The following is a 13,945-nucleotide window of genomic DNA, read 5'->3' as shown; positions in this document are numbered from 1 at the left end:
CGGCCCGGGAAGGGGAGGGAAGTCGGGGGTGCGGGGCGAGTCGGACGTCAGACGCGGCCGCGCCACGGCACCGCCACCCGCTCCACCCCCTTGAACATCGCGTCGAGAAGAATCCCGGAGATGCCGATGGCGATGATCCCGGCGATGACGACATCGGTCTGGTTGTAGCGCTGGGCGTCACGGATCATGCCGCCGATGCCGGGCACTCCGTTGACCGTCTCGGCGGCGACGACCGAGGTGTAGGCGATGCCGACCGCGATCCGTACCCCGGTGAGGATCTCCGGCAGGGCGGCAGGCAGACGCACGGACAACAGCAGCACCACGGGTCCCGCACCCAGCGCCCGCGCGGCCTCCACCAAGTCGCCCGGCACCCCGCGGACCGCGGCCGCGGTGGCCGCCGCGATGGGCGGCAGAGCGGCGATGACCAGCAGCCAGATCTTCGGGGTCTCGTCGATGCCGAACCAGATGACGAGGAGGGAGAGGTACGCCAGCGGAGGCAGCGTACGGAGAAAGGTGACGGCCGGTTCCAGGACCACCGCGAGCGGTTTCACCACTGCGATCAGCAGTCCCAGCGGGATGCCCGCGAGGGCCGCGTACGCGGTGCCGATGCCGATCCGGCGCAGCGAGACGGCCAGGTGCTCGATGAGCAGATGTCCGCTGAAGCCGCGCACCCCGTCGTGGACGGTCGAAGCCTGCACGAAGGCGTGCCAGACGTCCCCGGGGGACGGGACGAGCACGCGCGGCCAGACATCCGCCGCGACCACCGCCTGCCAGGCGGCGAGGAGCACGCCGAGCGCCAGGAGCCGCAGTGCCGTCCAGCGCAGGGGCGCCGCCGTGGCCCACCCACGCCGTACCGGCCGCCGAGCGGCCACGCCTGCGGGCTCCGTGGGCGCTTCTGTGTTCTTGAGCAGGGTCACGCCGCCTCCGTGAGTGTCCGCAGCCGGGGAGCGACTTCTTCGCCGACCCGGTAGGCCTCTTCGAGGTGCGGGTAGCCGGACAGGATGAACTCGTCGATGCCGAGCCGCCGGTACTCGAAGAGGCGCTCGGCCACTTCGTCGTGCGAACCGACCAGCGCGGTGCCCGCGCCTTCGCGGACGAGTCCGATGCCCGCCCACAGGTTGGGCGCGACGGTCAGGTTCCCGGCCGATCCGCCGTGCAGGGCGGTCATCCGGGCCTGCCCGGTGGAGTCCATGCGGGCGAAGCGCTCCTGGGAGGCCCGGACCGCCACGGGATCGAGCCCGGCGAGGATGCGGTCGGCCTCCGCCCATGCCTCGGCGGCGGTGTCGCGGGTGATGACGTGGAGCCGGAGGCCGAAGCTCAGGGTGCGGCCAAGGAGCGCGGCTTTGCCCCGCACCCTGGCGATGCGTTCGGCGAGCGCGGCCGGGGGCTCGCCCCACAGCAACTGCACCTCGGCATGGCGTGCCGCGACCTCCTCGGCGGCCGGCGATGCGCCGCCGAAGTAGAGGGGGATGTGTGGCGCCGAGTCGGACGTGTCGAGCCGGGCGCCTTCCACCCGCACATGACGGCCGTCGAGGTCGACCGGTTTGCCGTCGAGCAACTCGCGCACCACCTGCATGAGTTCACCGGTCCTGACGTACCGCTCACTCTTGGCCAGGTGGTCGCCGTACGCCCGCTGTTCGGCCGGGTCGCCGCCGGTGACCACGTTCAGTGCGATGCGGTCGCCGAACAGGCGGCGGAAGGTGTCGGCCTGCTGGGCGATCAGCGTCGGCCGGGCGAGACCGGAGCGGAAGGCGACGAGGAAGCCGATCCGCTCGGTGACCGCGGCGACGGCCGGGGTGAGCACCCAGGGGTCCACACAGCCCAGCCCCACGGGGGTCAGCAGCTTGGCGAAGCCCGACTGCTCGGCCGCGCGGGCGACTTGGGCGAGATACCCGAGGTCGGCGCCGCGCCGGGTCGCGGTGGCGGTGCGGCCCTGAACGGCGGTGACACCACCGGGGTCGCGGCCGTCGCCGCCGGTGGGCAGGAACCAGTGCAGCACGGGGGCGGCAGGGGAGGACATGCTGGGGCACCTCGGAAGGGAGCGGACACGGGCGGGCCGCCCCGCGCCGGGCGCGGGGACGTGCCGGGATGCCCGGATGTCCAGGGCTGAGGAAGGAGTCAGGTGCGGCGGCCGACGACCGGTCGAATGACGGCGTCAGCGGCGTGCGGAGTCAGCCGCGTGCAGGGGTGCGAAGGCTCGGTGGAGCGCTCAGCAACAGGCCGCGCGACAACAGGAGACGGCCCGACACAGCATCGCCGAGACACGCAGAAGGTCCACGTGGCGACGGGATACGAGGGCGGGGTTCATGCCTGCATCCTGACCGGGCGCCGTGCGACCGACAAGCGGGTTCCGCCATGTGGACAGGGCAGTCCGTCCGCCGGACGTGGGGACGCCCGGCGGACGGACAAGTCACCTGCGGCGCCACTCCTCGGCGAGCAGTTCGTAGGAGCGCACCCGGTCGGCGTGGCCGTGGGTGATGGTGGTGATGAGCAACTCGTCCGCCCCAGTGGCTTCTTGGAGCTGTTCCAGGAGGTCCGCCACGCGCCCGGGGGAACCCGTGAACTGGGTCTCGGTACGGTCCTGGACCAGCGCCCGGTCGGCGTCGGTCCAGTTGTGGCGGCGTGCCTCTTCCGGCGTCGGGTACTGGATGGCGCCCTCGGCCGTGCGGATGCTGCGGACCCATGGGCCGTAACCCTCGGCGAGTTCGCGGGCCCTCTCGTCGTCCTCGGCGACGACGACGTCCGCGGAGACGCTGACATAGGGCTTGTCGAGTACGTCGGAGGGTTTGAACGCGGCGCGGTAACCCTCCGCGGCTTCAAGCACCGTGCCCGGACTGACGTGGTAGTTCGCGGCGAAGGGCAGGCCGCCCCGACCGGCGACGTCGGCGCTCTGGCCGCCGCTGCTGCCCAGGATCCACACCTGGATGTCGGCGCCCTCGCCGGGCACGACATGCGCTTCGATGCCGTCGTCGGAGCGGTACGTTCCCGCGAGCAGCGCCAGGATGTCGTCGACCTGCTCCCCGTAGTCCTGCGACTCGGCGTGCGGCTGCTGGAGCAGCTTGCGCTGGAGGGCGACGCGGGGTGAGCCGAGCAGGTGCTCGTAGGAGAAGCGTGCAGGGATGCGCAGCCCGCCTGGCGCGCGGCCGTCGACGACGGGCGTCGCGGTCGGCGGCGTGGCGGCGGGTGTACCCGGCGGTCGGCCGCCGGAGCGGCCCAGGCCCAGGTCGAGGCGCCCGGGATGCAGCGCGTCGATCAGGCCGAACTCCTCGACCGTGGAGAGCGCGGTGCGGTGACCGAGCTGCACCGCTCCTGCCCCGAGCCGGATCGTCGAGGTCTCGGCGGCGGTCAGGGCGAGGACGACCGCGGGTGATGTGCCCGCGACACCCGGGTTGAGGTGGTGCTCGGCGAACCAGTAGCGGGCGTACCCGAAACGCTCAGTCTGCCGGGCCAGGTCGATGGAGTTGCGCAGCGCCAGGGTCGCGGTGGAGCCGGACGAGATCGGGACCAGGTCGAGGACGCCGAGCGGGATGGTTGACATGGGCGGTGATCCTCCTCAGTGGTCGGCCGACGCGGGCACGGGCGTGGGCAGGGAAGCGGGTTCGGGGAAGCGCGCCCCGGCGTCCGCGTCGGCGTCGGGGTGCGCCAGGCCGAGGTGGTCGCGCAGGGTGGTGCCCTCGTACTCCGTGCGGAAGACGCCCCGTTCCTGGAGCAGCGGGACCACGGTGTCGGCGAAGGCGTCGAGGCCGCCGGGGGTGATGTGCGGAACGAGGATGAAGCCGTCGCTCGCGTCGGCCTGGACGAAGGAGTTGATCGTCTCGGCGACGGTGGCCGGGGAGCCGACGAAGGACTGACGACTGCCGGTCTCGATGACGAGGTCACGGATGGACCACTTGTTCGCGGCCGCGAGCTCGCGCCACTCCCGAGCCGTGGCCAGCGGGTCGCGGTACATCCGCACCTGGGCACGCCCGCGGGCGATGGTGTGCTCGCCGACGTCCGGATCGATGTCGGGCAGCGGGCCCTCCGGGTCGTACGCGGAGAGGTCGCGGTTCCAGACGAACTCCAGGTGCTTGATCGCCGTGGCGCCGCTGACCTGGCGGCGCCGCACCTCCCGGGAGAGCTCCTCCGCCTCGGCATCCGTGTCCCCGAGGACGAAGGTCGCCGCGGGCAGGATGAGCAGCTGGTCGTGGGTGCGGCCGTGACGGGCCAGGCGGCCCTTGACGTCCGTGTAGAACGCCTGCCCTTCCTTGAGCGTGCTGTACCGGCTGAAGATCGCGTCCGCGCCTTCGGCAGCGAACTCGCGCCCCTCCTCCGAGTCACCGGCCTGGAAGATGACAGGTCGCCCCTGTGGACTGCGCGGGACGTTGAACTGCCCCTGGATGTCGAAGTGTTGCCCCTGATGGACGAAGGCGCCCGCCTTGGCGTCACTCAGGAACGTGCCGGTCCCCTGGTCGGCGACGATCTCGTCCCCGCGCCAGGAGTCGAAGAGCTCGCCCGCCGTGCTGAGGAATTCCTTCGCCCTGGAGTACCGCTCCTCCTGCGGGAGGAACCCGCCGCGCCGGAAGTTCTCGCCGGTGAAGGCGTCCCAGGAGGTCACGACGTTCCAGGCGGCGCGCCCGCCCGAGAGGTGGTCGAGGCTGGCGAACTGGCGGGCCACCTCGTAAGGCTCGTTGAAGGTGGAGTTGATGGTGCCGGTAAGGCCGAGGTGTTCGGTGACGGCGGCGAGCGCGGTGAGCACGGTGAAGGTGTCGGGGCGTCCGACGACGTCCAAGTCGTAGATCTCCCCGCCCTGTTCGCGCAGCCGCAGCCCCTCGGCGAGGAAAAGGAAGTCGAATTTGGCACGCTCGGCGGTCCGAGCGAAGTGCGCGAAGGAGCTGAACTCGATGTGACTCCCGGCCTCGGGGTCGCTCCATACGGTGGTGTTGTTGACGCCGGGGAAGTGTGCCGCGAGGTGGATCTGCTTGAGCGGCTTGTCCGGTGACTTGCTCATGTCGGGTTCCTTCCGGCTCAGGCGGTGGCGTAGCGGCTCGTGGGGCGGGCGAGGCCGAGGAGACCGCGCAGGGTGTCGGCTTCGTACGCGCGCCTGAAGGCGCCGCGGCGCTGGAGTTCCGGCACCAGGCCCCGGGTGATCGCCGGGAGGTCGTGGCCGGCGACGGCGGGGCGCAGCCGGAAGCCGGTGAGTCCGGACCGGCTCAACTCCAGGAGCAGGTCGGCGAGTTGGTAGGGCGTGCCGGTGAACACACGGGCGTCGCTGGTGTACGGGTGCCCTGCGAGGGCGTCCAGACGCTCCCGGCGGTCCGCGGCGGCGGCCGGATCGTCGTCGAGGAACACCACCAGGTCGCCGAAGAGGTGGAGGGGCTCGTCGGCCCGCCCGGCGGTGTCCTGTTCGCCGCGGACCGCCGTGACGATGTCGCGTGCGTGCCCGGCGTCGCGCGGGGTGACGTATCCGATGTCGGCGGAGCGGCCGAGGAGCCGGAACGGGGCCTCGGTCGGGGTCTCGTGGGCGAGCGCGCTGACGACGGGACGGCCCTGTGGTGGCCGTGGGGTGATCGAGGGGCCCTTGACGCTGAAGTGCTTGCCCTCGAAGTCGATGTAGTGCAGTTTGTCGCGGTCGACGAAGCGGCCGGTGGCGACGTCCCTGATCTCCGCGTCGTCCTCCCAGCTGTCCCAGAGCCGACGCACGGCTTCGACGTAGTCGGCCACCTCGTCGAAGAGGTCGAGGGTCAGTTCCCGTACGTCCGGCCTGCCGAGGTCCTCGACGGCCTCAAGGGCGGGAAGCGTGCGGCGCCCGAAGTGCGCGGCCTCGTTACGGCGTGCTGACACCTGCACCCGTACGCCCGCGCGGCCCGCGCTGACGTAGTCGAGCGTGGCGATCGCCTTGGATATGTGGAAGGGCTCCGTGTGCGTGGCCACCACCGTCGGCACGAGTCCGATGTGGCTGGTCAGCGGGGCGACACGGGCGGCGATGAGCACGGCGTCGAGCTGCCCGCGTACCTGATCCGTGCGTCCGTCGGGCTCGGTGAAGTGGGATGACTGGAGGCCGAGCCCATCCTCGATCGTCACGAAGTCGAGCAGGCCGTGTTCGGCCTCGGTGACCAGATCGGCCCAGTATCGGGCGGTGAGCAACTCGCCCGGGCGGGCCACCGGTTCGCGCCAAGCGGCCGGGTGCCAGCCCGCGCCGTCGAGCGCGACGGCGAGGTGCAGCGAAGTGGCGGAGTCGGCGGAAGAAGCGGAGGAATGAGATGAATGGGGCAGCGAAGGTGATGACGACACGAAAGGTGTGCCTTCCTGATCGACCGTACGACCGTACGAGAACACCGGCCCCTCGGATCCGAGGGTGCGGCGGCGGGGTGACGGGTCAGGAACGACAGAGCGCGCCGGCGACACGCTGCAGATCGATGTGCGGCCGGGAGTAGAGATGCACCTGGCGGCTCGGGGCGATCACCATGACGCGCGGGGCGGGCGGGAGCGGCATGGGCGACAGGGGCGGTACAGCTGACACAGGTGGCACGTCCGTCACCTCCGCCCTTCCGACTCGGCGGGCCTGGGGCCTCGCCGGTCTCGCGCTTGCGGAACCCTGGACGGGCCCCGCCTGGTCCTCACCTGGAGCACCCCGCCGCGTGGGAGGGTTGCCGGTCAGCAAGCCAGGGCTTGACGCTGACACTCGTAACCTGCTCGGGACGTTACGTGAGGTCGTAGCGGTGCGCAATGCCCGTGGATCATGGGCGTTCTCACATCGTCGTACGTGCCTCGTCGCCTGTCTCCGTCAAGTCAACCACCGGACCACTCCGTCTGTTCCTGGTGCGGGCCTTCTTGACGGAGCCGGGCCCCCGGACTCAAACTTCCGGGGACGGTCACGATTGTCAGCGCCCGCCCGGCAGCGTTCCTGCCCGAGCGGGTCATCGGCCCCGGCCCGCTGGCGGGCAACCCTTCCTCCGCGACGGGGTGCCCCGGGTGACGACCGGGTCCCGCCGTGGCGGCGGGGCAAGCGCGGCCCCGGGTACAACGGGCCTCGACGGCAGGGCTGGTGGACATGTCCAGGGCGGTCGGTGAGGGGAACAGCATCCAGCGGCCTCTCCTGTCCGCGCCCCGGCCCCGCCCTCGCGTCCTGACCAGACGTCTGCACATCGACCTGCTGCGCGTGTGCAGCGCCTCGGTGCCAGCTGTCTGATGTCCGCGCGGCGTTCCCACACCAGCGACGCCTCCGGACAGGAAGCCTCATCACTGCGGCCCGCTGTGGCCACGGATCCCTCCTCTTCCCCGCTGTGTCACCGGCCCCGTGCGTGCCGCCGGTCGGCGCCCCTGCCCTCCTTGGAGAGCCATGCCCGAGATCACGTCGCACCGTTCCCGTACCGTCTCCCGCCCTGCTTCCCACCTGACTTCCTACGCGGATTCATGCGCTCCGCGCGACACCGGCCCACGCGCCGCCTCTTTCGCGCCGATCCGCAGCCGCATCGGCGACGACGTGGCGGGCGGCTTCTACCCGGCGCCCCACCGCTACCACCTGTATCTCTCGGCAGAATGTCCGGACTCCTTGCGCGTCTCGATCACCCTCGACCTGCTCGGCCTCAGGGAATCGGTCACCACCACCCTCCTGGCACCGCACACCGCCGCCGCGCTCGACTCGCTGCACCGCTATTACGAGGCCACCGAGCACCGCTTCGAAGGGCCGCTGACCGTTCCCGCCCTGTGCGACCGGTGGAGCGGTCACGTCGTCAGCAACCACACCCCGGACATCCTGCGCGACTTGGCGTGCCGCCTTGCCGCACACGGCAGCGGCCCGCTGCCCGTCCTGCGCCGACCGGCCTTGGCAGCACGGATCGACACCTGGCACGAGCTACTCGCCGGGCCGCTCGCCCCCGCGACACTGGACAGGATCGACTGCCGTCTTGCCGCCCACTCCTACCTCGTGGGCGACGAACTCACGGCAGCGGACGTGGACTTGTGGGCGAGGCTCGTCCACCTCACCCCGGACGCGGCTGAGTCGCCCGGCTCCCAGCCCCACGTGCGCGCCTACGCGCGCCGCCTGCACGACCACCCGGCCTTCCATGCCAACCACCCCTATCACCTCGTGTAGGAAGCCTTTTTCACCGTGCGCACCACCTTCCGGGCGCCTTCCAGAACTCGCCGGTGCTTGTGCCGCCGATGCCGTACATACGGGTCGGCACGACCATGCCCAGAAGTTCTTGGCGGCGGTGAGGTGGGGGCGCTCCTCCGTCTCGTCGTAGAGCCGCAGCAGTCCCGTGAAGATGGGGTTGTGCTGGTTGGCGTGCGGCCCGTCGAGGGCGTCGCCGCCCGCGGCGCACGCGCTGATCGCCTCGACGATGCCGCCGAACTCCCGCTGGAGAAGATGCCCCACATGCGTTGCAGGGTGCGCCCATCTTGGTGTGGGCACCGCTCGTCATCGACTCCAGGGCGGTGAACCGCCGACCAGAAAGCATGACCGTGACAAGGGCACGTCAATTCTTCAGTCGGGATTCGACGATCATCGGCCGACGGCGCCGGGTGGTGGGTCAGGCCGACGGCCGCGGCAAGAACGCCGCGGCCGCCGGGAGTTCACCAGATCCTGACGCGCTCCGCGCGGTCCAGCCAGAGCCCGTCGCCCTCCGCCGTCGCGAACGCCTCGTGGAACTCCTCGAGGTTGCGCACGATGTTGGCCCGGAACTCGGGCGGCGAGTGCGGGTCGATGGTGAGGTACTGCTGCTCCTGCTCCTTGCGGCGCTTGGTGCGCCAGCAGTAGGCCCAGTTCATGAAGAGCCGCTGGGATCCTGTCAGACCGTCACTCTCCGGCATCGGGACGCCGTCGAGCGCGATACGGAAGGCCGTGTGCCCGATGGTCAGGCCACCCAGGTCGCCGATGTTCTCGCCCACCGTCAGCGAGCCGTTGACGAACTCGTCGGGGAGGTTGCGCGGCGAGAAGGCGTCGTACTGCTTCACCAGTGCCTTCGACTTGGCCTCGAACGCGGTCTTGTCGTCCGCGGTCCACCAGTCGTTGAGGTTGCCCGCGCCGTCGTACTGAGCGCCCTGGTCGTCGAAGCCGTGGCCGATCTCGTGGCCGATGACCGAGCCGATGCCGCCGTAGTTCTCGGCCGGGTCGGCGTCGGGCGAGAAGAACGGCTTCTGCAGGATGCCGGCGGGGAAGCAGATCTCGTTCGTGCCCGGGTTGTAGTAGGCGTTGACCGTCTGCGGCAGCATGAACCACTCGTCACGGTCGACCGGCGCGCCGATCTTGGCGAGCTGCCGGTCGGACTCGAAGGCGTCCGCCGCGTGCGCGTTGCCGAGCAGGTCGTCGCCGGAGACCTCAAGAGCCGAGTAGTCGCGGAAGGTGTCCGGGTAGCCGATCTTGGGGCGGAACGTGGCGAGCTTCTCGTACGCGCGCTCCTTCGTCTCGTCCGTCATCCAGTCCAGGCGGGCGATCGACTGGCGGTAGGCCTCCAGGAGGTTGCCGACGAGGTCGTCCATGATCGCCTTGGAGCTCGGCGGGAAGTGCCGTGCCACGTACTCCTTGCCGACGGCCTCACCGATGGAGCCCTCGACGAAGGCGACCGCCCGCTTCCACCGGGCGCGCAGCTCCGGAGTGCCGTTGAGGGTGCGGCCGTAGAACTCGAAGTTCTTCTCCACGAACGCGTCCGTGAGGTAGGGCGCGCACGAGCGCAGGACCCGGACCAGTGCCCAGTCGCGCCACTGCTCGATCGGCACCTCGGCGAGGGCCGTGGACAGGTGGGCGAGGTAGGACGGCTGACGGACACACGTCTCGGCGATGGTGGCGTCCGAGCCGCCGAGCCCCTCGACATAGCCGCGCCAGTCGAACTCCGGTGCCAGGGCGATCAGTTCGTCCAGGGTGGTGAGGTTGTAGGTCTTCTGCACGTCACGCGTCTCGGCCCGCTCCCAGTGCCCTGCGGCAAGACGGGTCTCCAGGGCGAGGACCGTCTTCGCGGCTTCCTCTGGCGAGGCGTGCTGCCCGAGGGTGAGCAGGTCGGTGAGGTAGGCGACGTACTTCTCGCGGATCTCGGCGAACTTCTCGTCGCGGTAGTACGACTCGTCGGGCAGGCCGAGTCCGCCCTGGAGGACGTTGAAGAGGTAGCGGTCGGAGTCGCGGTCGTCCGAGTCGATGTAGGAGCCGAAGAGACCGGAGCCGCCGATCCGCTCGAAGCGGCCGAGGAACGCCGCGAGCTCCCGGTTGTCCCGCAGCCCCGCGACGGCGTCGATCAAGGGCTGCGCGGGAGCGAGCCCGCGGGCGTTGATCGCCTCCTCGTCCATGAACGAGGCGTACAGCGTGGCGATCTTGCGCGCGTCATCCGAGCCTGCGCCGTCCGCCGCAAGCTCCTGGATGATCACCTTCACTTGTTCCTCGGCAGTGTCGACCAACTGCACGAAGGGGCCCCAGCTGGAGCGATCGTCGGGGATCGCCTCGGTCTCCAGCCAGTGACCGTTGACGTGGCCGAACAGGTCGTCCTGCGGCCGGATCTCAGGGTTCATGCCCGCGCGGGCGTCATCCAGCATGCTCATTCACGCACCCTACGCGGACACCACGCCCGAGCACGATCGGCTTGTCGACGCGGACCGGACGCGGACCCCGACTCAGCTCTCGACGTACTCCCGCAGATGCCGCGCCGTCACGGTCCGCGCCCCGGCCACCGGGGCCACGGGCGTAAAGGGAAAGGCGTAGACCGCACCCCAGTCTCGCTCGGCGCCTTTTCCGCACCGGGCACGCCCGCTGATACGGGGCCGACCGCCCCGAACAGACATAGAGGATGAACTGCCCTAAAATTATTCGGGGGTGGGCGCCACTGGACAGAGTGGCGACTTTCAACGAGGAGGCACTGATGCTTGCTCAGCACACACCACTTCTGACAACTTCGACGGACGCAACCGCGCTCAGTACGGCCATGGTGGAGCCAGAGGCCATCCTGAGCGACGCGCCGACGTACGCGCCGGAGGCCTCCGCCGCGCTGCTTCTCCTGGCGCTGCTCTCGCCGAAGGAACCGAAGGAGCCGAAGGACAAGTGAGTCCTGATCGGTCAGAGGCCGCGTATGCGGGGTCTGCCGCCGATCTGGCTCTCCGTGCCCTCGATGCCCTGCGCGGCATCGAGGGCACGGCCACGATCGCCGAGCACGTCGAGACGGCGCACGACCCCCAGGCCGCCCTCGCAGCCATCCGTATCCTCGGGGCCGACACCTTCGCCCCCTATCTTCTGGCCGAGGCCGTGTTCCACCCGCAGGACGCGGCGGCCGTGACCCAGTCCTTCGAGGTGTTTCCGCCCCCGCTGAGCACTCCCGCCCCGCCCCCGGCCGGAACCGTCGAGCCCTGGCTCGTCGCCTGGCGGGACTGGGCCACGACGACGCTGCTCGCCCGGTTCACGGGAGCGGGGACCGCTCTCCCCGACGTCGCCGGACACGGAGCCGACGGAGGCCTCGACCCGGGCACCGCCCTCGTGCGCCGCCCCACCGGAGCACCCGAGCTCACGGAGCCGGAACCCCCTGTGGCCACCGGCGCCACCGATCGTCCGGGCGTCCCCTGGCAGATCTGGTCCGTGCGGATGGGCCAGCTCTCCCCGCTCGCGCTGCCCGGACTCGACGGGCCCGTACACGACGCGGCGCGTGCGGCGCCACTCGTCCTCGCGCGGGGAGCCACGCGCGCCGTGCTGCGGCGCGACTTCTCCACCGCCGCCCGCATCACCCGCTGGCTCGCCCTGCTGGCCGCCGAGGGCGCCCGCCTGCCGCTCGACCCGGTGCCCCTGGTCGAGCACATCGGCCTGCACGGCGGCGGCTCGCGGCTCGCTCTCGACGTCGCGATCAGCCGGCGACTCCTTGCCCTGGAGGGCCTATGACGACGTCCGTGACTCAGACCGCGCACGAGGTCAGCTCGCGGGCGCTCGCGTGGCTCCACACGCAGCGGGAGCTCGGCGCCCTGCCCGCCGACTCCACCGCCGACCTCGGCGAACCCGACAGCGTGTACAAACCGCTGGCCGAGAGCGCGCTCGCCGCCTCGCTCGTCCTGCGGGAGTCGGTGTCCGGCAGCACCGAGCTCCGGTTCGCCCGCGAGCTCATGGACTTCTGCTGGCGCCAGCTCGGCGATGGCGACATGCTCTACGAACGGCAGCTGCGGTACTCGATGATGACCGACCCCCTGGAAACGTACGCCCCCTTCGCTCGCGGCGGGCTCCGCCACGAGCCCCTGGAGAACCTGCTCGCCCACACCGGGGCACTGCGCTCCGTACGGGCTGTCGAGATCCTGCCCAACCGGCGGCTCGCCGTCGCCAACGCGGCTCGCGTCGTGGGCCTCGACCAGGACGGACGCTCGTACGACTGGCCGACGCTGACCCGCGCCACCTGGCTCGGCGCGACTCCCGAGCCCTGGCTCATCGACTGGATGACCGGCTACTGCCTCACCCACACGGTGTTCCACCTCACCGACTGGGGTGCCCGCCCTTCCGGCCTGACCGAGGAACTCACCGCCTACGTCGCCACCTGGCTGCCCGTGTGGATCGACATCTGGGCCGAGATCGAGCAGTGGGACCTGGTCGCCGAGCTGATGATCGTCGGCTGCTGTCTCACGGAGCCGTACTGCACGGCCTCGGACTGGGAACGACTGGCCCGGGTCCAGCACACGGACGGTCTGATGCCCCGCGACGGCGACCCGGTCGCCGACGATCCGGAGCGCCGCTTCGCCGACCATCAGCACACCACCGTGGTCGCCGCCGTCGCCGGGACCCTCGCCGTGTCCCGGGCACTGGGCGGCGAAACAGCGTACCGGTGAGCCCCCGCGGCGCCGTGCGAGCCGGACAGGAGTCGGCTGTCGCGGGGCCCGCATGGGCGACGGACCTGCTCGGCGGCCTGCGCGGCGCCGCCGGGGCCAGCACAGTGGCCCTGGCGGTGCGGCGCGGCTGCGAATACGTCGTGCTCGTCACCGGCGACACGGCATGGCGCGGCGGGGCACCGGCAGGTCCGGACACACGGTTCGAGATCGGTTCGCTCACCAAGACGTTCACCGCCCTCCTTCTGGCCGAGATGGCGGCACGCGGCGAAGTCGCTCTCGACGACCCGATCTCCCGCTTCCTGCCCCGTGCCGCCGCTCCCCATCTCCAGGACAGCCGCATCACCCTCCTCCATCTGGCCACCCACACCTCGGGCCTGCCCCGCCTGCCGCCCGGCTTTCTGCGCCGCGGCGCACCGTCCTGGTTCAGCAACCCCTACGCCGGCTACTCCCCCGCCGATCTGCGCCGCGCCCTCACCCTCACCCGGCCGCGGGCCGCGCCCGGCACCCGGGTGCACTACTCCAACTTCGGCGTGGGCCTGCTCGGTGATCTGCTCACCCGTGCCGTGGACGGCCCCACCGGTCCTGCCCCCGCCGACGGAGGCTTCGACCGGCTGCTCTCCGAGCGCGTCCTGAGGCCGCTCGGGCTGACCCGTACCAACTGCGCCGCCGACCAGCCACAGGCCATCGGCCACTGGCACCGCAGAGAGCGCCCCGCATGGCAGATGCCCGTCCTGCCCGCCGCCGGCGCCGTCCGCTCCAGCGCCCGCGACCTGCTGACGGCTCTCGACGCCCTCCTCGAGCCCGCCGCTCCGCCCGCCGTCCCCGACACGCTGCGGACCGCCCTCACCGACGTCACGAAACCCAGGATCGCCCTGCCGCGCACCGGCAGTCGCATCGGCCTGATCTGGAACATCAGACCCCGCCCGGGTCACGACCTCTATCACCACTCCGGCGGCACTCGGGGCTTCACCGCCTTCGCGGGGTTCAGCCCGCAGACCGGCGTGGCTCTCACCGCGCTGGCCAACACGAGCCCGGCGCTCACCGGCGCCTTCATCCAGCGCGCCTATCTGGACCTGCGGGCTCTCGCCCACGACGCGTCCGCCGCTGCCTGAGCACGCGCGACACCGGCCGCCGCACACCCCGCCCGGAAGGGCCATCAGCGCCGAGCAGTCGACCCCGCTCGGCCGGT

The 13,945-nt window shown here is 71.2% G+C and carries 11 protein-coding genes, 1 pseudogene and 2 riboswitches; of the genes and pseudogenes, 4 read left to right on the top strand and 8 right to left on the bottom strand.

Features of this window, described 5'->3' with window-relative positions:
- Positions 1-47 precede the first annotated feature (47 nt).
- The 6 genes from ACFVXC_RS19475 to ACFVXC_RS19450 form a co-directional block, all read right to left on the bottom strand.
- Positions 48-917 (bottom strand): ABC transporter permease, encoded by an 870-nt coding sequence (locus ACFVXC_RS19475; protein ID WP_389906651.1) that lies wholly within the window; start codon positions 915-917, stop codon positions 48-50.
- Complete coding sequence (locus ACFVXC_RS19470; protein WP_389906650.1) at positions 914-2,020, bottom strand: LLM class flavin-dependent oxidoreductase; 1,107 nt, start codon at positions 2,018-2,020, stop codon at positions 914-916. Before ACFVXC_RS19470 ends, ACFVXC_RS19475 begins: the two co-directional genes overlap by 4 nt.
- Before the next feature lie 390 nt (positions 2,021-2,410).
- A complete protein-coding gene (locus ACFVXC_RS19465) occupies positions 2,411-3,538 on the bottom strand; it encodes an LLM class flavin-dependent oxidoreductase (protein ID WP_389906649.1) in 1,128 nt (375 codons plus the stop codon).
- A 15-nt stretch (positions 3,539-3,553) separates the two neighbouring features.
- Positions 3,554-4,987 carry an NtaA/DmoA family FMN-dependent monooxygenase gene (locus tag ACFVXC_RS19460; RefSeq protein WP_389906648.1) on the bottom strand — a complete coding sequence of 478 codons (1,434 nt, stop codon included), beginning with the start codon at positions 4,985-4,987 and terminating at the stop codon, positions 3,554-3,556.
- A gap of 17 nt (positions 4,988-5,004) precedes the next feature.
- A complete protein-coding gene (locus ACFVXC_RS19455) occupies positions 5,005-6,270 on the bottom strand; it encodes an LLM class flavin-dependent oxidoreductase (protein ID WP_389906647.1) in 1,266 nt (421 codons plus the stop codon).
- Between the two features lie 85 nt (positions 6,271-6,355).
- Positions 6,356-6,445, bottom strand: a complete 90-nt coding sequence (locus tag ACFVXC_RS19450) for a putative leader peptide (protein ID WP_344519751.1) — start codon at positions 6,443-6,445, stop codon at positions 6,356-6,358.
- Positions 6,446-6,555: 110 nt separating this feature from the next.
- Positions 6,556-6,669, bottom strand: a riboswitch (SAM riboswitch).
- 180 nt (positions 6,670-6,849) lie between these two features.
- A riboswitch (SAM riboswitch) is annotated at positions 6,850-6,994 on the top strand.
- Positions 6,995-7,318: 324 nt separating this feature from the next.
- Here ACFVXC_RS19450 and ACFVXC_RS19445 point away from each other — a divergent pair.
- Positions 7,319-8,074, top strand: a complete 756-nt coding sequence (locus ACFVXC_RS19445) for a cell envelope biogenesis protein OmpA (RefSeq protein ID WP_389906646.1) — start codon at positions 7,319-7,321, stop codon at positions 8,072-8,074.
- A 34-nt stretch (positions 8,075-8,108) separates the two neighbouring features.
- On the opposite strand, the pseudogene ACFVXC_RS19440 reads toward ACFVXC_RS19445, so the two are convergent.
- Positions 8,109-8,370 (bottom strand): annotated as a pseudogene (locus tag ACFVXC_RS19440) (beta-L-arabinofuranosidase domain-containing protein); the annotation flags it as partial.
- 183 nt (positions 8,371-8,553) lie between these two features.
- The gene (locus ACFVXC_RS19435) at positions 8,554-10,506 is read right to left on the bottom strand and encodes a M13 family metallopeptidase (protein WP_389906645.1); all 1,953 of its coding nucleotides are present in this window, start codon (positions 10,504-10,506) and stop codon (positions 8,554-8,556) included.
- Positions 10,507-11,002: 496 nt separating this feature from the next.
- On the opposite strand from ACFVXC_RS19435, the gene ACFVXC_RS19430 reads away from it, so the two are divergent.
- Genes ACFVXC_RS19430 through ACFVXC_RS19420 form a run of 3 tightly spaced genes read left to right on the top strand, consistent with a single transcriptional unit; the run spans position 11,003 to position 13,868 of the window.
- Positions 11,003-11,827, top strand: a complete 825-nt coding sequence (locus ACFVXC_RS19430; RefSeq protein ID WP_389906644.1) for a hypothetical protein — start codon at positions 11,003-11,005, stop codon at positions 11,825-11,827.
- Entirely contained in the window at positions 11,824-12,756 is a 933-nt protein-coding gene (locus ACFVXC_RS19425) for a DUF6895 family protein (protein WP_389906643.1), read from the top strand. The genes ACFVXC_RS19430 and ACFVXC_RS19425 overlap by 4 nt, the downstream gene beginning before the upstream one ends.
- Complete coding sequence (locus ACFVXC_RS19420; RefSeq protein WP_389906642.1) at positions 12,753-13,868, top strand: serine hydrolase domain-containing protein; 1,116 nt, start codon at positions 12,753-12,755, stop codon at positions 13,866-13,868. Before ACFVXC_RS19425 ends, ACFVXC_RS19420 begins: the two co-directional genes overlap by 4 nt.
- The last annotated feature ends 77 nt before the right edge of the window (positions 13,869-13,945 follow it).

It is taken from the genome of Streptomyces sp. NPDC058257 (genome assembly GCF_042881845.1).
Classification (GTDB): Bacteria; Actinomycetota; Actinomycetes; order Streptomycetales; family Streptomycetaceae; genus Streptomyces.
The sequence above is the reverse complement of the archived record's forward strand: the minus strand, read 5'-3'. Positions and strand labels throughout refer to the sequence as shown.